Source organism: Mesorhizobium sp. WSM4845, from assembly GCF_055811455.1.
This window is the reverse complement of the sequence record NZ_JBVVQA010000016.1, coordinates 1-24,204: the sequence shown is the minus strand read 5'-3', so window position 1 is coordinate 24,204 and position 24,204 is coordinate 1. Positions and strand designations below refer to the sequence as shown.

At 62.3% G+C, this 24,204-nt stretch carries 16 protein-coding genes and 1 tRNA gene; 10 read left to right on the top strand and 7 right to left on the bottom strand.

Annotation, left to right across the window (positions count from 1 at the left end; all coding sequences use genetic code 11):
• The 4 genes from AC0L2C_RS18785 to aceA all read right to left on the bottom strand — a co-directional run bounded on the left by AC0L2C_RS18785 (nucleotide 1) and on the right by aceA (nucleotide 2,930).
• Nucleotides 1-444, bottom strand: coding sequence for a Fur family transcriptional regulator (locus AC0L2C_RS18785; RefSeq protein WP_473524096.1), 444 nt, complete (start codon nucleotides 442-444; stop codon nucleotides 1-3).
• Nucleotides 445-640: 196 nt separating this feature from the next.
• Nucleotides 641-1,054 (bottom strand): ANTAR domain-containing protein, encoded by a 414-nt coding sequence (locus AC0L2C_RS18780; protein WP_236473010.1) that lies wholly within the window; start codon nucleotides 1,052-1,054, stop codon nucleotides 641-643.
• A gap of 279 nt (nucleotides 1,055-1,333) precedes the next feature.
• Entirely contained in the window at nucleotides 1,334-1,576 is a 243-nt protein-coding gene (locus AC0L2C_RS18775) for an SMc00767 family acetate metabolism repressor (RefSeq protein ID WP_027156310.1), read from the bottom strand.
• Between the two features lie 64 nt (nucleotides 1,577-1,640).
• On the bottom strand, nucleotides 1,641-2,930 hold the full coding sequence (gene aceA / locus AC0L2C_RS18770) for an isocitrate lyase (RefSeq protein ID WP_473524095.1): 1,290 nt from the start codon (nucleotides 2,928-2,930) through the stop codon (nucleotides 1,641-1,643).
• Nucleotides 2,931-3,174: 244 nt separating this feature from the next.
• Here aceA and AC0L2C_RS18765 point away from each other — a divergent pair, with 244 nt between their 5' ends.
• The 6 genes from AC0L2C_RS18765 to AC0L2C_RS18740 all read left to right on the top strand — a co-directional run bounded on the left by AC0L2C_RS18765 (nucleotide 3,175) and on the right by AC0L2C_RS18740 (nucleotide 10,197).
• Entirely contained in the window at nucleotides 3,175-4,629 is a 1,455-nt protein-coding gene (locus AC0L2C_RS18765) for a helix-turn-helix domain-containing protein (RefSeq protein ID WP_473524094.1), read from the top strand.
• 147 nt (nucleotides 4,630-4,776) lie between these two features.
• The gene (locus tag AC0L2C_RS18760; protein ID WP_473524093.1) at nucleotides 4,777-5,730 is read left to right on the top strand and encodes a DMT family transporter; all 954 of its coding nucleotides are present in this window, start codon (nucleotides 4,777-4,779) and stop codon (nucleotides 5,728-5,730) included.
• A 357-nt stretch (nucleotides 5,731-6,087) separates the two neighbouring features.
• Nucleotides 6,088-7,185: a polyamine ABC transporter substrate-binding protein gene (locus tag AC0L2C_RS18755; RefSeq protein WP_473524092.1), complete on the top strand. Its 1,098-nt coding sequence runs from the start codon at nucleotides 6,088-6,090 to the stop codon at nucleotides 7,183-7,185.
• 73 nt (nucleotides 7,186-7,258) lie between these two features.
• Nucleotides 7,259-8,398, top strand: a complete 1,140-nt coding sequence (locus AC0L2C_RS18750) for an ABC transporter ATP-binding protein (RefSeq protein WP_023800318.1) — start codon at nucleotides 7,259-7,261, stop codon at nucleotides 8,396-8,398.
• A gap of 9 nt (nucleotides 8,399-8,407) precedes the next feature.
• Nucleotides 8,408-9,382, top strand: a complete 975-nt coding sequence (locus AC0L2C_RS18745; protein WP_473524091.1) for an ABC transporter permease subunit — start codon at nucleotides 8,408-8,410, stop codon at nucleotides 9,380-9,382.
• Nucleotides 9,379-10,197 carry an ABC transporter permease gene (locus tag AC0L2C_RS18740; RefSeq protein WP_023800320.1) on the top strand — a complete coding sequence of 273 codons (819 nt, stop codon included), beginning with the start codon at nucleotides 9,379-9,381 and terminating at the stop codon, nucleotides 10,195-10,197. The genes AC0L2C_RS18745 and AC0L2C_RS18740 overlap by 4 nt, the downstream gene beginning before the upstream one ends.
• A 67-nt stretch (nucleotides 10,198-10,264) precedes the next feature.
• Here the strand turns inward: AC0L2C_RS18740 and AC0L2C_RS18735 are convergent, their stop codons facing one another.
• On the bottom strand, nucleotides 10,265-12,115 hold the full coding sequence (locus tag AC0L2C_RS18735) for an AsmA family protein (protein WP_473524090.1): 1,851 nt from the start codon (nucleotides 12,113-12,115) through the stop codon (nucleotides 10,265-10,267).
• Nucleotides 12,116-12,415: 300 nt separating this feature from the next.
• Here AC0L2C_RS18735 and AC0L2C_RS18730 point away from each other — a divergent pair, with 300 nt between their 5' ends.
• Nucleotides 12,416-14,398 (top strand): acetoacetate--CoA ligase, encoded by a 1,983-nt coding sequence (locus AC0L2C_RS18730; protein ID WP_023800322.1) that lies wholly within the window; start codon nucleotides 12,416-12,418, stop codon nucleotides 14,396-14,398.
• A gap of 379 nt (nucleotides 14,399-14,777) precedes the next feature.
• On the opposite strand, the gene AC0L2C_RS18725 is transcribed toward AC0L2C_RS18730, so the two are convergent.
• A complete protein-coding gene (locus tag AC0L2C_RS18725; protein ID WP_473524089.1) occupies nucleotides 14,778-18,452 on the bottom strand; it encodes a PAS domain S-box protein in 3,675 nt (1,224 codons plus the stop codon).
• A 263-nt stretch (nucleotides 18,453-18,715) separates the two neighbouring features.
• Here AC0L2C_RS18725 and AC0L2C_RS18720 point away from each other — a divergent pair, with 263 nt between their 5' ends.
• Together AC0L2C_RS18720 and AC0L2C_RS18715 are read left to right on the top strand one after the other, a co-directional pair.
• A complete protein-coding gene (locus AC0L2C_RS18720) occupies nucleotides 18,716-19,174 on the top strand; it encodes a phasin (protein ID WP_128166139.1) in 459 nt (152 codons plus the stop codon).
• Between the two features lie 442 nt (nucleotides 19,175-19,616).
• Nucleotides 19,617-19,693: transfer RNA gene (locus AC0L2C_RS18715), tRNA-His, on the top strand.
• Nucleotides 19,694-19,947: 254 nt separating this feature from the next.
• On the opposite strand, the gene AC0L2C_RS18710 is transcribed toward AC0L2C_RS18715, so the two are convergent.
• A complete protein-coding gene (locus AC0L2C_RS18710) occupies nucleotides 19,948-21,399 on the bottom strand; it encodes an acetamidase/formamidase family protein (RefSeq protein ID WP_473524088.1) in 1,452 nt (483 codons plus the stop codon).
• A gap of 329 nt (nucleotides 21,400-21,728) precedes the next feature.
• Here AC0L2C_RS18710 and AC0L2C_RS18705 point away from each other — a divergent pair, with 329 nt between their 5' ends.
• The gene (locus AC0L2C_RS18705) at nucleotides 21,729-24,044 is read left to right on the top strand and encodes an acetamidase/formamidase family protein (RefSeq protein WP_473481244.1); all 2,316 of its coding nucleotides are present in this window, start codon (nucleotides 21,729-21,731) and stop codon (nucleotides 24,042-24,044) included.
• Nucleotides 24,045-24,204 lie beyond the last annotated feature (160 nt).

Sequence of the window (24,204 nt, the reverse complement as noted above, 5' to 3'; positions counted from 1 at the left end):
TCATTCTCTGGTTTGACGAGAGCGACGCTGTTTCTGGATCGGCTTCACGTAGATCTCCAGTCTGTGGCTGATGATCGTGAATCCGTGCTGTCGAGCGATTTCCTCCTGGAGCCGCTCGATCTCCGCCGACTGGAACTCGATGACATCTCCCGTCTCGATGTTGATGAGATGATCGTGATGCTCGCGGGGGACGGTTTCGTATCTGGCGCGCCGATCGCCGAAGGTGTGCCGCTCCAGAATGCCCTTTTCGCGCAGAAGGCTGACGGTGCGATAGACAGTGGCGAGCGCGATCGTCGGCTCGATGGCGATAACACGGCGATGGAGTTCCACCACATCCGGATGGTCGCTGGATTCGGATAGAACGCGCATGATGACGCGGCGCGGACCGGTGATGCGCAGCCCGAGTTCCCTGCAAAGCGCGGCGATGGTCTGTTCTGAGGACATGTCATGATCCGCCAATATCGACAGCCATGTCGCCAAGTCGGAACATGCCTGCGGATTTGTTCGAAGGTGCTATCCCAGATGCGTCGCAATTGCAAAAGGACATCGGACTGGGTTCGCTGTCAGGCGGTCACACACTGACACAAGATATCCAGATCCGATCGCAAGAAGCGAAGGAAGAAGCCGGATAGGACGCCGGCTAGCTGCGTCCGAGCCCGATCAAATGGTCTATCACCGGCTGCAGCCGTTCGGTCGTGATCGGCTTGACGACCACCGCATCGACGACGCTCGACAGGCCGAGGCTCTCCGGTGTGCCGCTTTTGGTCGAGAGCAGGATCACCGAGGGACGCGATCTGCCCGAGATGCGTCGAAGCGCGTCGATACGCGACATCAGTGCGTCGCAGTCCTTGTTGTCGGCTCCGCCATCGAGAACGACAGCTCCGGGAATGAGCGAGCGCAGCGTCGTTGCCGCCGTTTCCGGCGATTCCGAAATCGGTTTGAGCCCGGACCGTTCGACGATTTTCGAAACCACCACCCGGTTGACCGGCGATTTTCCGACGACGAGCACGCGGGTGAAGTCGGTGAGCATTTCGGGGTCCACATTCCGGCTCATCAAACTCAACTGGTTCACAGTGCGATTCAAGGGGCGCATGAGCAGGGCGGGCACTCGTTAGTTTCAATGCAGGGTTGTACTTTGGGAACAATTGCCGTGAGATCGCTGCCTATGTCAAGCTGAAATGGCCGGCGTCGAGAACATCGCAAGAAAGGTTAAAATTTAAAGCAAGTTCTTTTCTGGCCATGCATGCAAACTGGTTGTGCAAGTGCAAATCACCTGCGCAGAGAACTGCGCAGGTGATGCCGCATCCGCCAGCAGGATTTCGTCGGATTTCGATCAGCCGACGCTCCGCTGCGTGACGATGACCGGGATCAGCAGGTCGCCCCAGTTGCCGTCGCCGCCATGGTGCCGTGCCGAGCGCACGAGTTCTACCGACACACCGGCCTCGACCGCCTTCATCACCGACTGGTTGAGCCTGTGCAGGTCGTTGGCCAGCATGCGGATGGTCGCCTGCTGGTCGACGGTCATCGTGGTGGCCTGTTCTTCGGCCCGTTCCTTGACGCGGCTTATCGATGCCATTGGTCTTCTCCTTGCGTATTTTTTACCCCTTTTGGGGCGTTGCCTCTATTTTGTTGCGTTCGTGCTATTCCGCCGCCGGTTTGAACTGGGCGTGCTCGGTCGATTCATGCATGGCCGTGGTCGAAGACCGGCCACCGGTGATCGCCATCGACACGGCGTCGAAATAGCCGGTGCCGACTTCGCGCTGGTGCTTGGTCGCGGTGTAGCCGTGGGCTTCCGCCGCGAATTCAGCCTCCTGCAGTTCGGAATAAGCCGCCATCTGCCGCGCCTTGTAGCCGCGGGCGAGTTCGAACATGCCGAAATTGAGCTGGTGAAAACCGGCCAGCGTGATGAACTGGAACTTGTAGCCCATGGCGCCGAGTTCCTTCTGGAACCTGGCGATGGTGGCATCGTCGAGGTTCTTCTTCCAGTTGAACGACGGCGAGCAATTATAGGCGAGAAGCTTGCCGGGATGGGGCCTGTGCACGCCCTCGGCGAACTTTTTGGCCTGCGCCAGATCGGGCTTGGAGGTTTCGCACCAGATCAGGTCGGCGTGGGGCGCGTAGGCGACGGCCCGTGCGATGCAGGGCTCGATGCCGTTCCTGACTTGATAGAAGCCCTCCACCGTACGGCCGGCGCCATAGTCGACGAAGGGCTGGTCGCGCTCGTCGATGTCGGAGGTGAGCAGCTTTGCCGCTTCCGCGTCGGTGCGCGCGACGACCAGCGTCGGCGTGCCCATGACGTCGGCGGCAAGCCGCGCGGCGTTGAGGTTGCGGATGTGTGCGGCGGTCGGGATCAGCACCTTGCCGCCGAGATGGCCGCACTTCTTCTCCGACGCCAGTTGGTCCTCGTAGTGGACGCCGGCGGCACCCGCCTCGATGAAGGCCTTCATGATCTCGAAGGCATTGAGCGGTCCGCCGAAGCCGGCTTCCGCATCGGCGACAACAGGCGCGAACCAGGTGTCAACCGAAAGCCCCTTGCCTTCAGAGGTCTCGATCTGGTCGGCGCGCTGCAGGGTGCGGTTGATGCGCTTGACCAGTTCGGGCGCCGCATTGGCGGGATAAAGCGACTGGTCCGGATACATGGCGGATGCGGTGTTGGCGTCGGCCGCGACCTGCCATCCGGACAGGTAGATCGCCTTCAGCCCGGCCCGGACCTGCTGCATCGCCTGGTTGCCCGACATGGCGCCGAGCGCGTTGACGAAATCCTCTTCGTGGATGAGCTTCCAGAGCCGGTTGGCGCCCATTTCGGCGAGGCTCTGCCGGATCTGGACCGAACCGCGCAGCCGCTTCACGTCGTCCGGCGAGTAGGGCCGCTCGATGCCGTCGAAGCGGCCTTCCGGCGCCGAGGGGACGAGGTTGTAAAAATCAGTCATTGTTAGCTCCGACAGATCGTTGTTGGGATAGAAACGCCGCCTCATGAAATTTCTGCGCCGTTTTGGTATGACAGCATTTACATTTTGGCGCGGGCCAGGCGAGGAAAACCAGAGGATTGGCTGGAAAATAAGGGAAAACCTGTGTTGCGTTTGACATTCAGGCGCTGTAAATCTGTCATGATTGTAAAAGGCCGGCATGGCAGCGCCGCGCGGGAGTCATGTAAATTCTATCAAGGACAGCCGAGTGGCCGATCAAAAAATCTTCGCCGGGCCGCGCATCCGCCGCATCCGCAGCGCCAAGGGCCTGACCCAGACGGCGATGGCCGAAGGGCTCGGCATCTCGCCGTCCTACCTCAATCTCATCGAGCGCAACCAGCGGCCGCTGACGGTTCAGCTGATCCTCAAGCTGGCATCTGTCTACAAGGTCGACCCGCATGAATTGCAGGGCGAGGCGAGGGGGTCGGTCACCGCCTTGAAGGAAGTGTTTTCAGATCCGCTGCTGGTCGGCGAATTGCCTGGCGACCAGGAGCTGATCGAGCTTGCCGAGGCGGCGCCCAACGCTTCCGCCGCGGTGATAAAACTGTTTCGCGCTTACCGCGAGCAGGCCGAGCGCCTTTCCGACCTCAACGAACTCCTGGCGCGTGAGGGCAAAGCGACGGCGCTGTCCGGCGCCCGCTTGCCGATCGACGAGGTGCACGAGATTTTCGAGCGCCGTCCGAACCATTTTGCCGCGCTCGAAGAGGAGGCCGAGGCATTCATTTCGGTGCTCGATCCCGGCGACGATCTGCTCGGTGCGCTGAAGGCCTGGCTGAAGCGCGAATACGGCATCGTCGTCAAGGTGCTGCCGGTCGCCACCATGCCGAACTGGCGCCGCCGCTACGACCGCCATTCGCAGCGTCTGTTCCTGTCCGAGCGCCTGTCGCCGTTCGACCAGTTGCGCGAGGTGGCGATGGAGGCCTGCCTGATCCGCATGACGGTCGCCGTGGCAAGCGAGATCCAGGCGCTGAAGCTGACCACGGATGAGGCCCGCCGGCTCGCCCGCTTCGAGCTTGGCCGCTACGCTGCCCACGCGCTGATGATGCCCTATCAATCCTTTCACGCAGCCGCCACACGCGCGCGTTACGACATCGACGTGCTGCGCTCGCGCTTCGGCGTCTCCTTCGAGCAGGCGGCGAACCGGTTGACCACGCTGCAGCGGCCGGGCACGCCGGGCCTGCCCTTCTTCATGCTCGAGGTCGACAACGCCGGCAACCGCTTCCGCAAGGCTGGCAGCCAGGGTTTTCCGCAGAGCCGCTTCGGCGGCGGCTGTCCAAAGCTTCCCGTGCATGCCGCCTTTACCCAGCCCGGCCAGATCTTCGTCGAGGCGGTGGAAATGCCCGACGGCGCCGAATTCCTCTGCGTCGCCCGCACGCTTGAGGGGCCGCAAGGCTCGTTTGCGGAGCGCCCGCGCCGTACCGCACTTCTGCTCGGCTGCGACATCGGCTTTCGTGACGAGATCGTCTACGGCGCGGCACTGCCGTGGCCGGCTGCCGCTGCGGCCGGAAAAGCCGGACAGGGCACAAGTCCGGCCACGCCGGTTGGCCCGGCTTGCCGGCTGTGCGAACGCATCGGCTGCCTCGCGCGCGCCGAGCCGCCGGTGACGCGCCCGCTCGGCCTGGACGAGATGGTGACCGGACTAAGCGCCTTCGATTTCCAGTGAGGTCCCGGCAGGCGACTGCCGTCTTTGCCACAACCATCGCTGCCCGGTGGACCACGCTCCGCCGCTGCCTTTGCGCTAGGCGAATGTGGCACGTTTCTGTCGTCCGCTGTGCATCGTGTTGCCTCGAAATCGCCGACAGTCGCAATCATGAGCGATATATCATCATCACCGTTAGCCGTTTCGCCTGTCGTCTCGCCGCGTGACGAGCGTGTCGGCTTCCTGCTGATTTTCCTGTCGGCGCTGATGTGGAGTTTCGGTGGCGCCATCGCCCGTTTCATCGACGCCGGAGACAGCTGGACGGTGGTGTTCTGGCGCTCGGTCTGGGCCGCCGCCTTCCTGATCTGCTTCATGGTCTGGCGCGACGGCTGGCACTGCACGGTGAGGTTGTTCCGCGGCATGGGCCTGCCCGGCCTTGCCGTGGCGTTCTGCTTCGCCACCGCATCGACCTCATTCGTCGTGGCGCTTGCCTACACCACTGTCGCCAACATCCTTTTGATGCAGGCCGGCGTGCCGCTCCTGGCGGCGCTGTTTGCCTGGGTGCTGTTTCGCGAACGGGTGGCGTTGGCGACCTGGGTGGCGATTGCCGCCGTCATTGCCGGCGTTGCCATCATGGTATCGGAATCGCTCGATGGCGCGGTGTCGCCCATCGGTGACGGCCTGGCGCTGCTTATCGCCGTGATGTTTTCGATCGCCACGGTCATCACGCGACGCTTTGCCCATGTGCGCATGACGCCGGCGACCTGCCTCGGCACGATGATTGCCGCCGCATTCGCGGCGTCGCAGGCATCGCAATTCGGCGTTTCCAGCAGCGACATGGGTTTCCTGTTTGCATTCGGCGTGGTCAATCTCGGTCTCGGCCTTGCCTTTTTCGCCACCGGCGCCCGGCTCGTTCCGGCTGCTGTCGCAGCACTGCTCGGCACTTTTGAGCCGATCCTCGGCCCGATCTGGGTCTGGCTCATCCATTCCGAGGTGCCGTCGGGACGCACCATCCTTGGCGGCACGGTCGTGGTCACGGCGCTGCTGGTCCATATCGGGCTCGAATTCAAGCGTCAGGCGCGACCCGTGCGGCCGGGTGTCACCGGCATGCCGTCGCCTAATTGATGCAGCGCACGCGCCAAAGCGAGATGAGCCATTGACAATGGCGCGGCCGCGCGGGCAGGCTGCAAATACGGCAACAACAAGACAGGCTCATCTTGCCAAGTCTCCCCTCCGGCCCGACCGAGACCGGACAACATCGTCGTATCCCTGCCAGCGCCGTGGCGAGAGCCTTTGGCGGCGCCGGCATGCCACCTGGATCACGACAAAGGAACCGGGGGCTCGGCCGTTGCGCATTGAACTGCTGTCGTGTTGGCGGTTCGCGCTTGTCGCTTGTCGGAAAGCTCAATAATCTGAAGCAAACGCCCAGCCGCGCAGCCCCGCGACGTGCTGGCGATGGAACACTCATCAAAGGAGAGACGCATGATCCGCAAAGCATTCTGGCTTTCGGCGACCTCGGCATTTCTGGCGCTTTTCACCCTCGGCGCTCATGCCCAGGACCGCGTCGTCAACGTCTATAACTGGTCGGATTACATCGACAGCTCGATCATCGAAGACTTCACCAAGGAAACGGGCATCAAGGTCACCTACGACACCTTCGATTCCAACGAGCTGCTTGAGACGAAACTGCTTGCCGGCGGCAGCGGCTACGACGTTGTCGTGCCGACCGCCAATTTCCTCGCACGCCAGATCCAGGCAGGGGTGTTCCAGAAGCTCGACAAGTCGAAGCTGCCCAACATTTCCAACATGTGGGACGTCGTTTCGGAGCGCACGACCAAGTACGATCCCGGCAACGAATATTCGATCAACTACATGTGGGGCACGGTCGGCCTCGGCTATAACGTCAAGAAAGCGCAGGAAGCGCTCGGCACCGACAAGATCGACAGCTGGGACGTGTTCTTCAACCCGGAAAAGCTGGCGAAGCTGAAGGATTGCGGCGTCTATGTCCTCGATTCTCCGAGCGACATCCTGCCGAACGCGTTCAAATATCTGGGCATCGATCCTGAGACCACGTCGCTGGACGATTTCGCCAAGGCCGAAGAAGTGATGCTGAAGATCAGGCCTTACATCCGCAAGTTCCACTCGTCGGAATATATCAACGCGCTGGCCAATGGCGACATCTGCCTGGCCGTCGGCTGGTCGGGCGACGTGTTCCAGGCGCGCGACCGTGCGACGGAAGCAAACCAGGGCGTTGAGATCGCCTATTCCGTGCCGAAGGAAGGCGCCGAAATGTGGTTCGACCAGATGGCGATCCCGGCCGACGCGCCGCATGTCGCCGAAGCTCATGAATTCCTGAACTACATAATGAAGCCGGAAGTCATCGCCAAGGCGAGCAACTACGTCTTCTACGCCAACGGCAACAAGGCGTCGCAGCAGTTCATCAACAAGGAGATACTTGAGGATCCGGCGATCTACCCGGACGAGGCGACGCTGGCGAAGTTGTTCACCATCGCTCCCTACGATTCCAAGACCCAGCGCGTCGTCACCCGCACCTGGACCAGGATCGTCACCGGGCAGTAAGCGACATCAACGACCCCGGCAGGTGCTGCCGGGGTCAAGTCCTTTTGGGGATAGAACGCAGGACGGAGTGGACATGAAATCGCTTGGCAGCATCCGCAGGGATTTCGCGCCGTGGAACGATCCGAACGCCAAGCCATATATCCAGTTCGACAAAGTGACCAAGAAGTTTGGTGACTTCACCGCCGTCAACAATTTGTCGCTGACGATCTTCGAGCGCGAGTTCTTTGCCCTGCTCGGAGCGTCGGGCTGTGGAAAATCGACGCTTTTGCGGATGCTCGCCGGCTTCGAGGAGCCGACCGCCGGCCGCATCCTGCTTGACGGCCAGGATCTGCACGGCATCCCGCCGTACCGGCGGCCGGTCAACATGATGTTCCAGTCCTATGCGCTGTTCCCGCATATGACGGTCGAAAACAACATCGCCTTCGGCCTCAAGCAGGACGGCATGCCGAAGCCCGGGATCGCGGCGCGCGTTGGAGAGATGCTGAAGCTGGTCAAGCTCGAGCAGTTCGCCAAGCGCAAGCCGCACCAATTGTCCGGCGGCCAGCGCCAGCGCGTCGCGCTTGCCCGTTCGGTCGCCAAGCGGCCGAAAGTGCTGCTGCTCGACGAGCCGCTGGGCGCGCTGGACAAGAAGCTGCGCGAGGAAACACAGTTCGAGCTGATGGATCTGCAGCAGTCACTCGGCCTCACCTTCGTTGTCGTCACCCACGACCAGGAAGAGGCGATGACCATGGCCGACCGCATCGCCATCATCGACAAGGGCGAGGTGATGCAGGTGGCAACGCCGGCCGAAGTATACGAGGCGCCGGGTTCCCGTTTCGTCGCCGGCTTTGTCGGCAACGTCAACATGTTCGAAGGCAAGATTGCGCATGGCGAGGCGGGTGCTGCAAGCATCGATGCCGGCAACGGCATCACCATCCGGACCGAGAATGCCGGCGATGCCGCAACTGGCGCGGCCGTCGCCTTCGCCATCAGGCCGGAGAAGATAAAGATATCGTCGACGAGACCGGCCGGCGCTGTCAACGCCATCGAAGGTGAGGTCTACGATATCGCCTATCTCGGCGACATGACCGTCTATCACGTCAGGCTGGACGATGGCCAGGTGGTGCGAGCGAGCACGATGAACGCGGCCCGCATCACCGAGGATCCGCTGAGTTGGAACGACCGTGCCTGGGTGTCGTTCCGGCCGGATGCCGGCGTCGTGCTGACGCGATAGGGGGCGGCCATGTCGAATGCCGCTGTCACCGCCACAACAAGCTCTCGAGCCACCGCTGCCGGAAAATCCGCCCTGGCCAGAACGGGAGAGGCCTTCGTTGGCCGGCTTGTCATCCTCATTCCGTATCTCTGGCTGGTCTTCTTCTTCCTCATTCCGTTCGTCATCGTCTTCAAGATCTCGCTGTCGCAGACCGCGATCGCCATACCGCCCTACACGCCGGTGCTCGGCTTCGGCGACGGCCTTGCCGTTTTCTTCGCCCAGCTGAATGAGCTCAGCATCGACAACTACACGTGGCTGACCCAGGACGCGCTCTACGTCAACGCCTATGTGACCAGCGTCATCGTCGCCGCCATCTCGACGGTGCTGACATTGCTTGTCGGCTACCCGATCGCCTACGGCATGGCGCGCGCCCCGGCGATGCTGCGCCCGACTTTGCTGATGCTGGTGATCCTGCCGTTCTGGACCTCGTTCCTGATCCGGGTCTACGCCTGGATCGGCATCCTCAAGCCTGAGGGGCTGCTTAACCAGCTGCTGCTCGCCACCGGCGTTATCAGCCAGCCGCTGATCATCCTCAACACCTATACGGCGATCTTCATCGGCATCGTCTATTCCTACCTGCCGTTCATGGTGCTGCCGCTCTATTCGTCGCTGGAAAAGATGGATTATTCGCTGATCGAGGCAGCCAAGGATCTCGGCTGCCCATCGACCAGCGCCTTCTGGAAGATCACCTTTCCGCTGTCGCTACCCGGCGTCATCGCCGGCTGCCTGCTGGTGTTCATCCCCGCCGTCGGCGAATTCGTCATTCCCGACCTGCTCGGCGGCTCACAGACGCTGATGATCGGCAAGACGCTGTGGAACGAGTTCTTCGCCAATCGCGACTGGCCGGTGTCTTCGGCCGTCGCCGTCATCCTGCTGTTGCTGCTGATCGTGCCGATCATGCTCTTCCAGCGGGCCCAGGCCCGCGCCCAGGAGCAGGACAGATGAACCCGACCTGGAGCCGCTTCAACATCACTTCGATCGTGCTCGGCTTTGCATTTCTTTACCTGCCGATCGTCCTGCTCGTCGTCTTCTCATTCAACGAATCGAAACTGGTCACCGTCTGGGGCGGCTTCTCGACCAAATGGTACGTCTCGCTGTTCCACAACCAGGGCCTCATGGACGCCACCTGGGTAACGGCCCGCGTCGCCGTCATCTCGGCCACCGTGGCGACCGTGCTCGGCACGCTGGCGGCTCTCACCTTGACGCGCTACACACGCTTCAAGGGCCGGACACTGTTTTCCGGCATGGTCTTTGCGCCGCTGGTCATGCCGGAAGTCATTACCGGCCTGTCGCTGCTGCTGCTCTTTGTCGCCGTCGGTCTCGACCGCGGTTTTGTCACCGTCACGCTTGCCCACATCACCCTGACCATGTGCTTCGTCGCCGTCGTCGTGCAGTCGCGCCTGATCACGTTCGACCGCTCGCTGGAAGAAGCCGCGATGGATCTTGGCGCGCCGCCGGTGAAGACCTTCTTCCAGATCACGCTGCCGGTCATCATGCCGGCGATCGTGTCCGGCTGGATGCTGGCGTTCACACTGTCGCTCGACGATCTGGTCATTGCCAGCTTCACTTCAGGGCCTGGCGCCACCACGCTGCCGATGAAGATCTACAGCCAGGTTCGTCTCGGTGTGACGCCGGAGATCAACGCCGCCTGCACCATCCTGATCGCGGTTGTGGCGGTTGGCGTCATCATCGCTTCGCTCGCCAACAAGCGGCGCGCGGTCCAGCGCCAACGCGATGAGCAGGCCGCTCAGCGGGGGTGACGAAAGGGGCGGCGCCAGCAAAGCCGGCAGGAAGTACTTCTGACGAGGACCGCAGCAGCTTCGTTGCTTACTCGCCGGATACCCCGCGGCTTATCGGCGAAATGAACGGCGTGCTCCACGTTCCGCCGATGAAGAACGAAGACTGGTTGGGACCTTGGCTATTTGTCTGCGTGGCTGGCTGGTCCGCCTGAATGATGCCGCCGGACAGCGCCAGTCCGCGCCCGGCATAGGAGGCGATGCCGGAAAGCCAGATCTTGTACTTCGCCGAATTCGCTTCGGCCTTGTCGATCTTCGCCACACCGTTTGAAATGCTCGCCTTGAGTTCGGCCCCGTCGATCGGCAGTGTTCCGTCAGAGACATCGTCGAGCGCGAAGAACCCGCCCTGTTCATTGTGTTTGAGAAACGCCGGCAGGTTGAACCGGCTCAACGCGCCTTGGCCGAATTTCGCCGAAACCGAGCCGTCGGCATTTTCGAAAATGGAATCCCAGGTTCTGCCCGGCCCCTTGAGGATGACCGAAACGGTTCCCGTGCCGATCGGCACCAGTCGCGTCATTCCGGCTGCGGTGCCAAAAGCCCCGCCGTCGATGTCGGAGGCGAGCAGCCTGATCTCGACCTGCGTGCCTTCCGGCTTGCGGTCAAAACGAAGGCTGCTCTGGATGTTGCCGCCAAAGGCCGATGCATCGGAAATATCGAAGACGGCAAGACCGTTCTTGACCTGGGCAGCGGCGGCGACGTCGGCAAGCTGGATGGCGCCTGCGGTGGCCTGCGCTGCCGACAGTCTGAGATCGAGATCGATGCGGTCGGCGACGCTTATGTCGATTTCGCCGGGGCCAGCGCCGTTCGCGGGCGCCAGGGGTGCGAAGGCGGAGAGAAACGACCGCAGGTCGAGCGTCTCGAAGGCGAGCGTACCGGCGATCACCGGGCGCGCCTCGCCAAAGGAGAAATCCAGCGCACCCATTCCCGGATTGTCGTCCAGGGCGATCTCGGTGTTTTCGAATTTAATGCGGCCGGAGGTCGCCGTGAGCTTGCTGGAAACGGAAACCGAGCCAATTGCTGCGCCCGGCGCGATGCCGGCCCGCGACCATTCGAGCGCGCGCCTGAGCGAGGGTGCGGCAAATTTTGCCTGGCCGTCGAAATAGGCGTTCTCGGACATGCTGGCCACGCCGTCGAACGAAAAACTGGCAGGGGCCGCCTTGAAGGAAAGCGTCATCGGCGCCGCACCTCCGCCAAACAGCACCAGCGGGTTTGACGATGCGGCATCCACGGCGACGCTTTCGCCGCGCCAGATCCCGGTCGCCGACAGCGTCGCATTGCTGTTCATTGCGGCCCAGTTCGCCTGGCCGCTCAGGCTGCTCAGTATCTCAGCGTCCTTGCCATCGACGGAAGTCACCACGCGGCCGTTCCTGAACTCCACGGTGCCGAACGGATCAGCCGGCAGCTTGCTGAGGTCCGGCTTGGCTGGATTGCCGCTGACAACGGCGCGAGCGACGTCGATGGAACGGGTGATGCGCCCGCCCGAAGGCAGGGCGGGCAGGAAAAGTCCATGTGCTGCGCGTTGAACCCTGATCGTCGGCCGGATCAGCCGCGCCGTCGAGAACACCACATTGCCACGCAACGCCGCCATGGCGGAGAGATTGACCTCGACCCGTTCAGCCTCGATCACCGGCGGCGCGTCGGTCTCTGTCCATTGCGAAAGCGTCACGTCGGCCAGGATGGCACGGAAATTCGGCCAGACTTCGATCCGTGGCGCGCCGTCGATGGTGACCCTGAAACCGCTCCACGCACTCATTTCCCAGGCGATGCGGTCGCGCACGATACGGGTCGAGGCGACGAGCGGCAGGGCGGCAACGGCCAGCGCGATGACGAGCACGGCAGCGCCGATCGCCCATATTCCGCGCCGGATCAAAGGTGATGGCATGTCGCCCCGTATGCTTCCGTTCCGACAAAAAATCGCCCGACGGGTGTAACCCCAGTCGTTTACCTACGACTTAGGGCTGACGCATTTCAAGTCTTTATGGCCCAGCGATGGCATTTGCGCACATCCGCGCCGCCCGGCCGAACAAAATCTTGCTCCTGCTGCGCTGCGATATGCATAAGCGATGCCAATGCATGTCGCCAAAATGCGCAACGTTTTTGGATAACGACATGATAATAACAAAAGTCTAAAGCGCGTCGCGTGAATCTCTTCAAGCGTAACGTGCTTTAAGGAGGAACGATCATGGCTGGCGACGCACCGCTCTGGATACCGACCAAAGACCAGATCGACGCGGCGCCGATGACCGCCTTCATGCAGGCCGCGGCGGCCGCAACCGGCGGGTTTTTTCCCTCCTACGGCGATCTTCATCGTTGGTCGATCGACGATCGCGAGGCGTTCTGGAGCCTGGTCTGGGACTTTTGCGGCATCGTTGGCGACAAGGGCGCCAGCGGGGGAATCAGTGGCGGCGAGCACGTGCTCGTCGATGGCGAGAAGATGCCCGGCGCCGCCTTCTTTCCCGACGCCAAGCTTAACTTCGCCGAGAACCTGTTGAAAAAAACCGGGCTCGGTGACGCCATCGTCTTTCGCGGCGAGGACAAGGTCGAGCGCCGGCTCTCCTGGAACGAGTTGCATGCGCTGACCTCGCGGCTGCAGCAGCTTTTCCTGTCGCTCGGGGTGAAAAAGGGCGACCGCATCGCTGCCATGATGCCCAATATGCCGGAGACGGTCGCGGCAATGCTGGCGGCAGCCTCGATCGGGGCCGTGTGGTCGTCCTGCTCTCCCGATTTCGGCGAGCAGGGCGTTCTGGACCGGTTCGGGCAGATCGAGCCTGTCGTCTTCATCGCGCCTGACGGTTACTGGTACAATGGCAAGGCGATCGAGGTTGCCGACAAGATCGCCGCCGTTGCGGCAAAGCTCGTCACCGTCCGCAAGATCCTGATCGTCGACTATCTCGGCACGTCGATCGATGTGGCGGCGATCATCGAGAAGGCGACTGCGCTGGACGAGGCGTTCTCATCCTTCGCTGCCAAGTCGGTCACCTTCGAACGGTTGCCGTTCGCGCATCCGCTCTACATCCTGTTTTCTTCCGGAACGACCGGCATTCCCAAATGCATTGTCCATTCGGCCGGCGGAACGCTGATCCAGCATGTCAAGGAAGAACGGCTCCACGCCGGCCTGCTCGACGGCGACCGCTTCTTTTATTTCACCACCTGCGGCTGGATGATGTGGAACTGGCTGGTCTCCGGCCTGGCGTCGGGCGCAACCCTTCTGCTTTATGACGGGTCGCCCTTTTACCCTGACGGCAACGTGCTGTTCGACTTCGCCGACGCAGAGAAGATGACCTATTTCGGCACCTCGGCCAAATTCATCGATTCCGCGCGCAAGGCCGGCCTCAGGCCGATCAACACGCACGATCTTTCCAGCGTGCGCACGATCTCCTCCACCGGCTCGCCACTGTCGCCGGAAGATTTCCGCTTCGTCTATGACGGCATCAAGAAAGACGTGCATCTCGCCTCCATCTCTGGCGGAACCGACATCGTCTCCTGCTTCGTGCTCGGCGTGCCGACCCAACCGGTATGGATCGGAGAGATCCAGGGACCCGGCCTCGGCCTCGCCGTCGATGTCTGGGACGACGACGGCCAGCCGCTCAGGCAGGAAAAGGGTGAGCTCGTCTGCACCAAGGCGTTCCCGGCGATGCCGATCGGCTTCTGGAACGATCCCGAAGGCAAGAAATACCACGCCGCCTATTTCGAGCGCTTCGACAATGTCTGGTGCCACGGCGACTTCGCCGAATGGACCGCCCATGGCGGCCTGATCATCCACGGCCGTTCCGACGCGACGCTCAACCCGGGCGGTGTGCGGATCGGCACGGCGGAAATCTACAATCAGGTCGAGCAAATGCCGGAAATCCTGGAAGCGCTGTGCATCGGCCAGGATTTCGACAATGATGTGCGGGTCGTGCTGTTCGTGCGGCTGGCGGCCGGCGTTGAACTCGACGCCGAGCTGGAAAAACGCATCCGCGCGAAAATCCGCAGCGGCGCGAGCCCGCGCCACGTGCCGGCTAAAATCGTCGCCGTCGCCGACATTCCACGCACCAAATCGGGCAAGATCACCGAGCTTGCGGTGCGCGACGTGGTGCATGGCCGCGCCGTCAAGAACAAGGAGGCGCTGGCCAATCCCGAAGCGCTCGAGCTGTTCCGCGACCTGCCGCAGCTGGCCGATTAGTTTCTCGAGGTCCAGGACATGCGATCCGTCACGCGTTCAAACGGAGCCGAGCATGGTTAACGAAATATCTCGCTCGAATTTACCTAGATTTCATGAGTGGTACACATCGGTAAATTTTTCTCGGTGCCGGTAAGGTTTTGTTAAGGGCCGACATCGATAGTCGTGCGTAACTTGAGGGAGAAATCCCGTTCCTCTAAATCCCAAGAGGATCTGAATTCGCTCAAGCCCCCGATGTACAGCAATCGATCATTCAAGGCGTCCTGTTGGACGCCTTTCTTTTGTGTGCCGAGCATGAGCCAAAGTGGACACCGGTTTGGGAAAATCCAATGCTCAAACAAAGAGATAGCGCGGCGACACGGACGACTGAAGATCCGCTGCCCTAATCCGCCAGCACGCGGGTCGACGGGAAGGCGACTTCGACCAGGGTGCCCTCGCCGGGTGTCGAGTTGATGGTGAACCGGGCCCGGTTCGCCTCGACCATGGCCTTGGTCAGCGGCAGCCCGAGACCGGTGCCGTCGCCGCGCCCGCGCTTAAGCGCGTTGAGCTGCTTGAACGGCTTGAGCGCCTGCTCGATCTCGGACTGGCTCATGCCGATGCCGGTGTCGCGCACGCGCATCACGACGTCGCCGGAGTTCTCGTAGGCTGTCGATACGATCACCTGGCCGCCGGCCTGCGTGTAGCGGATGGCATTCGACAGGATGTTCAGCGCGATCTGGCGCACGCTGCGCAGATCGGCCACCACTTCCGGCAGCCGGGAGGCGAAGCTGGAGCGGATGATGACGCGTTCGCGGTTGGCTTGCGGCTGCATCATCGCCACCGTCTCGGCCAGCGTGTCGTTGAGCGACACTGCCTCATAGGCCATCTCCTGCTGGCCGGCCTCGATTTTCGAAATATCGAGCAGATCGTTGACCAGGTCGAGCACATGGTTGCCCGACCGGTTGATGTCGCGCAGATAGTCGCGGTAGCGGTCATTGGCGACCGGTCCGAATTTCTCGTCGACCATCAGCTCGGAGAAGCCGATGATGGCGTTGAGCGGCGTGCGGATTTCGTGGCTGATGCGGGCGAGGAAGTCGGTCTTCTGCGAGGAAGCGCGCTCGGCCACGGCGCGCGCCTGGGTCAGATCCTCTTCGGCCCGCTTCCACTGGGTGATGTCGCGCACCACCGCGCAGAAGCCGCTGTCGTTGGGCAGCCTGCCGATGGTCATGAACAGCGGAATGAAGCGCCCCTGCGCCTCGCGTCCGATCACCTCGCGGCCGTCGTTGAGCACGCTCGCCACGCCGGGCTCGGACAATCCGTCGATATAGTCTCGCGCGGCGCGCTGGCTTTCGATCGCGAACAGCGAGACGAAGGGTTTTCCGGTCACCTCGTCGCTGTCGAAACCGAACAGCGCCTCCGCCGGTCGGCTGATCGAGCGGATCGTTCCGTCTCGGCCGATCAGCACGACGCCGTCGGTCGCGGTGTCGATGATGGTGCGCATCTCGGCAATGCGCGCCTTGAGCTCCGAAGTGTCCGGCTGCGTCTGGTCGTCGGCGGCACCTGCTGCCTCGTCGTCGCCGGAACGGCGCACGACCAGCATCAGCGCCTTGCCGCCACGCCATGGCACCGAGCGCAGAATGGCCTCGATCGGGAACTCCTGACCGTCACGCGTCTTCAACCGCAGCGCGTGGTCGGTTCCATCGGAGGCGCTGCCGTCGTAAGGATCGGCAAACAGCGCGTCGAGGCCACCGGCATCCTCCAGCTGGTCGAGCGTGTCATAGCCGGTCAGGCTGAGGAATTCCTCGTTCGCATAGTGAAGATCGTCGCCGGAATGGATCAGCAGCGGCACCGGCAGCTTGCCGAGGATCGAAATGTCCGGAGCCTTGTTGTCGTCCGCGGTCGAAAAAGCCGACGGCACGAACGCTTCGAGCTTGAGCGGCGGCACCGGCAGGCGCGGCCGCTCGACCGTCGCCGGCTCGACGTCGCCGGCATCGCCGATGCCATCGGTTGGCGAACCGGTTTCGTCGTCATCGGGTCGCGCCGAGTCCTCGCTGTCTTCTGCATCGCGGAAATCGGCGGCCGTCATGCTGTCGGCGTCTTCGGCGATCGATCGACTGGCGGCGTCGGTGGGCTCAGCGATCTCCTGCGCCGGTTTGTCCGGCTCGGAGACCGGCGCACCGTCGCCATCGTCGGCTACGTAGTCCCGGTCGGCATAGTCGAGCAGCGAGCCTGAGAGGTCGGACACGGTTGCTTGCGGCTGCTCACCGTCGAGCCTTGCGACATCCTTCTCGTCTTCGACATCGGTTTCGGTCGGTTCCGCCGCAGCCGGCTCTGCCGCAATTGCGGCAGCGGGCTGTTCTGTCGGGGGATTGTCCTTCTTGAGCCGCTCGCCGATCTCACGGAATGCACTGCGTTCCAGCGTCGACAGGCCTTTGTCGTTGGCCGGCTGCCTGTGCTCCGCCAACCGGATCACCTTGTCGGCTAAGCGCCGCTCCGGCTTCGGCACGATGGTCAGCGCCGGCACCTCGCCCTGGAACGGGTCGGTTTCGTCAGGCGTTTTGGCGACTTCCGGCTCGCCGGCCACGGGGACGTCGGCATTGGCGACAAGCGCCATGCCGATCGCTTCCGGATCGACCACCGCATCGCCGGTGCGAGCAACGCCGAAACCGCGAAAGCCTTCGAAGGCACGGCTGCGGCCGTAGACGGGCAGCGCCGCCAGGTCGACGGGTATCTTGAAATCGGTGCCGGCGACCGGCCACAGCACCGAGCGGCCGGACCAGGTATCGCGTCGGTCGAGCAGACCGGCGATGTCGCCGGTCGCATCGAGGTCGAAGGTGGCCGCGACGTCCCTGAAGCGCCGGCCGATCACATCGGCGGCAGGCTTGCCGACGAGTTCCGCGAATTCCGTCGACAGCGCACTGAATCTGCCCTCGGCGTCGGTGCGCCAGACGAAACGCAGGGGCGCCGCCGCGCGGTCGATCGAGGGGATGGCATTTTTGACCGGGGAGGCGGCCCTGACGGCATTTTGTGCGAAGCTTTCCGCCGAAGCATCCGCCTCGACAGGATCGGATGCATCCGGTCCCGGCTTTTGCGCCTCCTCCTCGCTGGCGCTGAAATACCAATGGTCATGCTGTGGAGGTATCCCGCCGGCCGCTTCCGGACCCTGCTCGGTTGAATCAGGCGCAGTTGAATGAGATCCGGTCGAATCGAGCCCAGTGGAATCGGGCCCACTGGAATCGGGAACATCATGCTCCGCCGACAGCGAAGTGTCTTCGTCGGCTGCCGCAACTGTCTGCTCTGCCGCAGCCGTTTTCGCGACTGTTGCCGGCGGGTTGTCCTGTTGTGCTTTTGGCGGGACTGCGGCATCGGCCGCCGCCCCTGCGCTGAGCACGCCAGCAGGGGCTGCTTCGGAGTCCAGCTGGTTCTCGTCGATCACCACCAGCAGGTGCCGCTCGTCAGTCAGCCGGGCGAGGCCGGCCGGGTAGGAAGCGGTGCCGCCAGGAACGAGGCGTTTGACGACGCGACCGCTCTCGTTCGCAACATCGGCGACAAGCGCTGTCAGCGTTTCGGGCAGGATGCCGAGTGCCGAAAAACCATCGGAAGCGGCCTCTATGTTGCCGTTGGCATCGACGAAGGCGATGAAATGACCGTCTTCGGTAAAGCCGCTGATGGCCCGAGCGGCAAGCTCGGCGGCGCTGCGCGAGCCGGTCTGCGTCGCCGGCACCGCCAGCATGATGGCGTTTTCGCCGTCAGGCATTGTCACCGCGCTGGCCAGAAAGCCAACCGCGCGGCTGGTCAGCCCGGTTGCCAGCCGCACCGTGATGGCGCGGTCGCGGCCGATCTGTGGAAAACCGCTTGTCGCCATGATCTGGCGCCTGGCGATCGGCGGCAAGCCGGCCGAGGCGCCGATGATCGCCTCGATGTCGGGGTAGCCGAACACCGCTGCCCCTGGTCCGTTGGCCCAGATCACCTGTTCGAGGTCTGCCGACAAAAGAGCGATCGCGTCGCCGGCGGCAAAGCGCTGGCGGACCGCGTCGAGCACGGCGACGTCGAGGAAGGAGTAGTTTTCAGACGGCATGCGCTTTGGGAACCCTTACGAAGCGGGCAGTTTGCAGTTAACGCTTTGTTAATAAAAGCCGACGGTGCGAAGGTCCACAAGCCATAGCGTGCAACCGCCGGAATCTCTGGGCGCGTGGTTAACGCTGGGAGAGAAAATTTATGGTGCGCTGCAACAAAGATATTGCAATGCACAAGATTTGCCTTTATATTGCCATCATACATGAACGAGACGGCTTTCCTATCGAAGCCGCTACCACTGCAAAGACTGCAAAGGATGGAAAATTGTCCAGGACCAAGACCGCTGATACTATCGAAAACGTTGAATTCCCGAGCTTCGACGCTTCCAAGGCCACCGACCAGATCCGTGCTTTCGCCGAAAAGGGCGTCGAGCAGTCGAAAGAGGCCTATGCCAAGCTGAAGACCGGCGCCGAAGAGACCCAGAAGGCCCTTGAGTCCACCTTTGAGACCGCCAAGACCGTTTCCAACGACCTGTCGCTCAAGACCATTGCCGCTCTGCGCGCCAATACTGAAGCCGGCTTGTCGCATTTCGAAGCTCTGATCGGCGCCAAGTCGCTGTCGGAAGTCGTCGAACTGCAGACCGCATTCCTGCGCAAGCAGGTCGAGATGACTGTCGAGCAGGCAAAGGATTTCCAGACCGTCGCCTCCAAGGCGGCCGAGGACGTCTCCAAGCCGATCAAGACCGCCTTCGAGAAGGCGATGAAGGAAGTTAAGATCGCATAATATTTGCGCATAGTTCGAAGATGCAACAAAAGGTCGCATTTCTTCGAACAGGATTATGTGAGATATAGTGGTCCAAGCGAATACCCGGCGGGTGGAACCTCCTCCCTCTGCTCTCCGGGATGACCAGCCAGCACCTCCTCCCGCTGGCTCGGAACAGGAAAAGGCCGGCACCTCCTCCCGCCGGCCTTTTTCTTTGCCCGGCCAATATGATGTCGGTGCCGGAGCACCCTTTGCCTACAGCGCCGGGCGCCTTCCTGGACGCGCAAAGCACGCTGCGGAACCCTGGGATTTTGCGCATGATCCCCAGCGAAATCGATTCTGATTTTCCGGGCCGTGCGCGGCCAAAAGCCTTGAATTAAACTCCGATAGCCCGTATGGACGCATCGCCGAACGACAGAGCGGGTCTCGGAGGATGAACGTTCCATCCCGCTCAGGCGAACGTGCCGTTGTAGCTCAGATGGTTAGAGCGCCGGATTGTGGATCCGGAGGTCGCTGGTTCGATCCCAGCCAACGGTACCATTGGTGCACGGTCGCCTTCTTCGGTTTCGGCCGCTTCTCTTGGCTACAGATGTCCGTTCTTACGGAGGGACCGGTCGGTGCCCCGCTTGGTTCGGATTCCTGATGCATGTTGCGCAAAAGCATGCCCTCGGGCCTGACCCGAGGGTGCGCAGCGTAAAGCGCTTCGCATGAATTCCTTCAAACGCGACGCGCTTTAGCCTTTGTCGAGCTTCTGAGTAACGGCGATGTGATGCGAGATTTAGTTACCCACCATCTCAGGCGACACGTGCGGCGAAGATGTCCTTCTTCACCACCGCATGCACCCCCCAGTTTCCATCGACGACCTGGGTGATGCCGAAGTCTACTCCGATCGACATCAGGGAAATCGCCTCGTCCTCTGTCAATCCTTTGGTTGTCATGAGGAAGTGGCGCATCTTCCGGAACGCATCGCGCAGCGCTCTGTCGACAGACGACTTCGAATAGATGTCGCTCTGAGCGCTCGGTCCCAGTTCCTCAAGATAGTTGGCGTAGGAAAACCCATGCACCAGCCAGTCCGTTTGCGTCTCGAGCATGGGGTAGTTGAGCTCCTCGAGCGGTGTGCCGGCTAGGTCCGCTTTCTTGTGCAAGATGAGCTGGAACGTGCCGGTGAGCGAGCATTCGATCGCCGTGCCGCATAATTCGCTGTCGCCTTGGCTGGCATGGGGATCACCGACCGAGAGCAGCGCGCCGTCGACGGAGACCGGATAATACATCGTGGCGCCCTTGCCGATGCGCCAGTTATCGATGTTGCCGCCGGTGTAGCTGGGCGGGATGGTGTCTACGACGTCCGCTTCTTTCGGTGCCAGTCCGATCGTGCCGAAATGCGGGCGAATTGGCAGTCTCACGCCCTTCAGCACATCGTAGTTTCGTTTGGTCAGGCTGTGGTCGACCGGAACCCCGGGATAGTCGATCGTGTCATGCCTGACGCCAAACGGGTCAGTCTGCGGCACCCATTGGAAATTGTAGACCGCTTCGGCCCAGCTTTTGCCGCCGGCAACGTCGACCTCGTAGATGGTGACGACCTCGCGCTTGGTGCCGCCAAGGAGATCATTGTAGTGGAAGCCCCAATTGGCCGCCGCGTTGGAGCCATATGATTTGCCGCTGAACTTGGGATTGCCAGAGGGACGCGGCCCGCAATCGAGAATCCGCACCTCTAATATGTCGCCCGGCTCCGCGTTGCGGACATAGACCGGGCCAGTCATGATGTGCACGCCCTGCCCCTCACCAGAACCTTTCTTGTACTTGGCCGGGTCGGTAGGGCCGGCACCGCGGCGGTCGACGCCCTTCTTCTCTTTCGTCCAGAGATAGACGCTCTCTGCACCCTCGTCGCCGTCAACCATGCGCTCCAGGTCATCGCCCGCATGGTGGGTGAGCGACTCGATCGTGACGATGTCGCCGGAATTGACCTCGATGCGCGGCTTCAGCGATTTGCTGAAGTAGCCCCAATGCACGGTCTCGGCGTTGGCCGGCAAATAATGATAGGCGCGTTGTGCAGGCAGCTTCGATGACGTGGCCTGCGCCAGTGCGGGTGTGACCAGCGAGATGCCACCGGCGCCCAGCGTGGCCAGACCGCTGGCCGCGAACAGGCCCCCCTTCAGAAAGCCGCGTCGCTCGGCATTTAGATCTTGCTTCAACTTGTTATAGTGAAGCTCGAAATGCGGACAGCTGATATCATCGCCTTTGCACATGAACAGTCCCCTTGTTTTTGTTGGAAGGAATGTGCGCGATTTTATGCATCACGCGCGCCATCGGCAATCCAGCCAGCCGGCCGCGAAATCAATGCATCGCGCTGTTGCCTAAATAAATACGGGTCAATTCAATGGCTTATGCTCACGCCGGCAAGACCGGCGAGCTTGAGCTCCGCCTGGTGACAGGGTAAAGTCAAGAGATTGTTCGCATGCGCACAAATACTGTCGCCGGCGTCGCGCTAAAGTGAATCTCGGCGGGCGGGTCGCCTGATGGACGTAACGCGCCCCGGAAAGGCCGCTGCAGTATGCAACAAGGACCCTCTTCTCTTATGGTTGCGGCTCTGCGATCGATCGACCATCTGCCCCTCGAACACCGCGACAAGGCGTGGCTCGACTGGTTTGAGGAGCTTTCGCTTTCCGCGTCTGTCGACGACCAGCCGATCCCGAGAGGCACCATGCACCTGCGGGCAGCGAACGCCACCACGCGCCTCGCCGACGTCTCTGGTACACCCCAGCGCATCGTGCCGATGCGCCGGGACCACGGGATTCTATTCGCTCTCATCGTTGCTGGGCGCGGGCGTCTTGTCGCCCCGCACCAGGCGTTCGATCTCGCTGACGGCGACATGATGGTGCTCGGCACGGCCGACGACTGGTCTATGACCTTTCGCAGTGACTTCCGCGCGTTCATACTTCAGGCGGCCGCCGGTCCGCTTGGAGCACGGCTGGGCCGCAGCGGCATCCGCTTGCCGAAGGTGCTAGGCAGCACCGTCGTCGCTGCGGTTGCGAAATCCGCATTGCGAACGCTGGGCTCCAATCTCGAGACTTCCGGTGCGGCCGATCTGACAGCCGCCGAAGTGGCTTTGACGGAACTCGTGGCAAGCGCCCTGCTTGGCGAGGTACGCGAGCCCGCTGGCAGCCTGACCGGGGTGCAAACGGCGCATTTCAGGCGCGTCGCGGCGACGATTGACGCCCGGCTGTCGGACCCGGATCTGGCCTTGGCCCTGATCGCGAGACTGGAAGGGCTTTCCATACGCTACGCGCAAAAACTGTTCGAGGGGCGCGGCGAAAGCTTCTCCGAATATGTGCGCCAGCAGCGCCTCGAACATTGCCGCATCGACCTGGCGGATCCCAACCATGCACATGAAAGCGTGGCCGCGATCGGACAGCGCTGGGGCTTTCGCGATCAATCGCATTTCAGCCGCACTTTCGGCGCGACGTTTGGAATGAGTCCCAGGCAGGTGAGGCGCGCTAGGTCGCAGACGGAGGAAGCTTATCCGCTGCGAGGCAAACCGGACGGCCGCAAGTCGGCGGCGGCGCGGCCGGCCCCGATGCTGCGGGCCGCTGTGGATCGCCCACCAACGGCAAGAGCCCGCGAACGCACGGACCATTGGCATTTGCCAGCAACAGCGGAGACCGTGCATTGGGGCTTTTTCAGCCGCTCGCTGCCTCCGGTGTTGCGCGTCGATCCGGGCGATTCAGTCACCGTTGAGACACTCACTCAGCACGCGGGCGACGACTGGCAGCGGATGGTGGCGGGTGACAGCGGGGCTGAAAGCGTGTTCGATTGGTCACCCGAACACAAGCGCGTCGACCGTCGCGGGGCCGGTCCGGCAAACGCTTCCATCTTCGGGCGCGGCGCTGGCGAGGGGTTCGGCGTTCACATCATGACTGGCCCGATCTATGTGCGCGGCGCCGAGCCCGGCGACGTGCTCGAGATCGAGTTCGTCGAAATTCGGCCACGGCCGAGCGCTGCCTTTCCCGGCAAGGCCTTCGCATCGAACGTATCGGCGTGGTGGGGGTATCAGTATCACGACCTTCTGGACCGGGATGCCAAACGCGAAACGGTGACTATCTTCGAGATCGACATGCGGTGCCCGGCCGCAGCGCGGCCGCTGTACAGCTACGAATGGCAGCCGCAGACCGACCCCTTCGGCGTTGTCCACGCGACGATCGACTATCCTGGCATACCCGTCGACCACAGCAAGGTTTCGCATCGCGACTTGAGTGGTAGCGGCGTGCGCATACCGGCGCGCCTGCATTTCGGGTGCATCGCGGTGGCTCCGCGCGAGGCCGACCTGGTCGATTCCATCCCGCCGGGCTATTTCGGCGGCAATATCGACAATTGGAGGATCGGAGCCGGCGCGAAGCTTTATTTGCCCGTTGCGGTTCAGGGCGCACTGCTCTCGCTCGGCGATGGGCATTTCGCGCAGGCGGACGGCGAGATCAACGGCACGGGTCTTGAGTGTTCGCTGACCGGCGACATCATCATCAAGCTGCACAAGGCGGGCGAAGTGTGCCCGGCTTTCCTGCGCGGTCTCAACTCGCCGCTCATCGAAACCGAGCACAGCTGGGTGATACAGAGTTTTAGCCATCCCAACTACCTCAGGGACCTCGGCAGCAACGCGCAGTCGGACGTCTACAAGACATCCACCATCGAGTTGGCGCTGCGCAACGCCTTCCGCCAGACGCGCCGATTCATCATGCAGACATACGATCTCACGGAGGACGAGGTGTTGAGCATCATGTCGCTTGCCGCCGACTTCGGCATTACGCAAGTCGCCGACGGAAATTTCGGCGTGCACGCCACGATCACCAAGGCCGTGTTCGGCGAGCGACAGCACAGCCAGCGTACCGCTCGCCCCTGACCACCCATGATCAGAGATCACGCAGCGGTTTCATTGGTGGCGTGTGCCCTCACAACTCCGTGGCGTGCTCTTTTAGTGTCACCTCAAGCGCCTGGCTTAGCGGCACCGCCTTGGAGAATAGGAAGCCCTGAGCAGTTCTGCAGCCGAGCTTGTACAGAAT

Excerpts from the sequence above, each read along its gene's own strand:
- AC0L2C_RS18710 (WP_473524088.1), bottom strand. The coding sequence starts at position 21,399 with ATGTGCAAAGGCGATGATATCAGCTGTCCGCATTTCGAGCTTCACTAT.
- AC0L2C_RS18745 (WP_473524091.1), top strand. The coding sequence starts at position 8,408 with ATGTCGAATGCCGCTGTCACCGCCACAACAAGCTCTCGAGCCACCGCT.
- AC0L2C_RS18735 (WP_473524090.1), bottom strand. The coding sequence starts at position 12,115 with ATGCCATCACCTTTGATCCGGCGCGGAATATGGGCGATCGGCGCTGCC.
- AC0L2C_RS18740 (WP_023800320.1), top strand. The coding sequence starts at position 9,379 with ATGAACCCGACCTGGAGCCGCTTCAACATCACTTCGATCGTGCTCGGC.
- AC0L2C_RS18780 (WP_236473010.1), bottom strand. The coding sequence starts at position 1,054 with ATGAGCCGGAATGTGGACCCCGAAATGCTCACCGACTTCACCCGCGTG.
- AC0L2C_RS18755 (WP_473524092.1), top strand. The coding sequence starts at position 6,088 with ATGATCCGCAAAGCATTCTGGCTTTCGGCGACCTCGGCATTTCTGGCG.
- AC0L2C_RS18750 (WP_023800318.1), top strand. The coding sequence starts at position 7,259 with ATGAAATCGCTTGGCAGCATCCGCAGGGATTTCGCGCCGTGGAACGAT.
- AC0L2C_RS18760 (WP_473524093.1), top strand. The coding sequence starts at position 4,777 with ATGAGCGATATATCATCATCACCGTTAGCCGTTTCGCCTGTCGTCTCG.
- aceA (WP_473524095.1), bottom strand. The coding sequence starts at position 2,930 with ATGACTGATTTTTACAACCTCGTCCCCTCGGCGCCGGAAGGCCGCTTC.
- AC0L2C_RS18775 (WP_027156310.1), bottom strand. The coding sequence starts at position 1,576 with ATGGCATCGATAAGCCGCGTCAAGGAACGGGCCGAAGAACAGGCCACC.
- AC0L2C_RS18785 (WP_473524096.1), bottom strand. The coding sequence starts at position 444 with ATGTCCTCAGAACAGACCATCGCCGCGCTTTGCAGGGAACTCGGGCTG.
- AC0L2C_RS18705 (WP_473481244.1), top strand. The coding sequence starts at position 21,729 with ATGGTTGCGGCTCTGCGATCGATCGACCATCTGCCCCTCGAACACCGC.
- AC0L2C_RS18725 (WP_473524089.1), bottom strand. The coding sequence starts at position 18,452 with ATGCCGTCTGAAAACTACTCCTTCCTCGACGTCGCCGTGCTCGACGCG.
- AC0L2C_RS18730 (WP_023800322.1), top strand. The coding sequence starts at position 12,416 with ATGGCTGGCGACGCACCGCTCTGGATACCGACCAAAGACCAGATCGAC.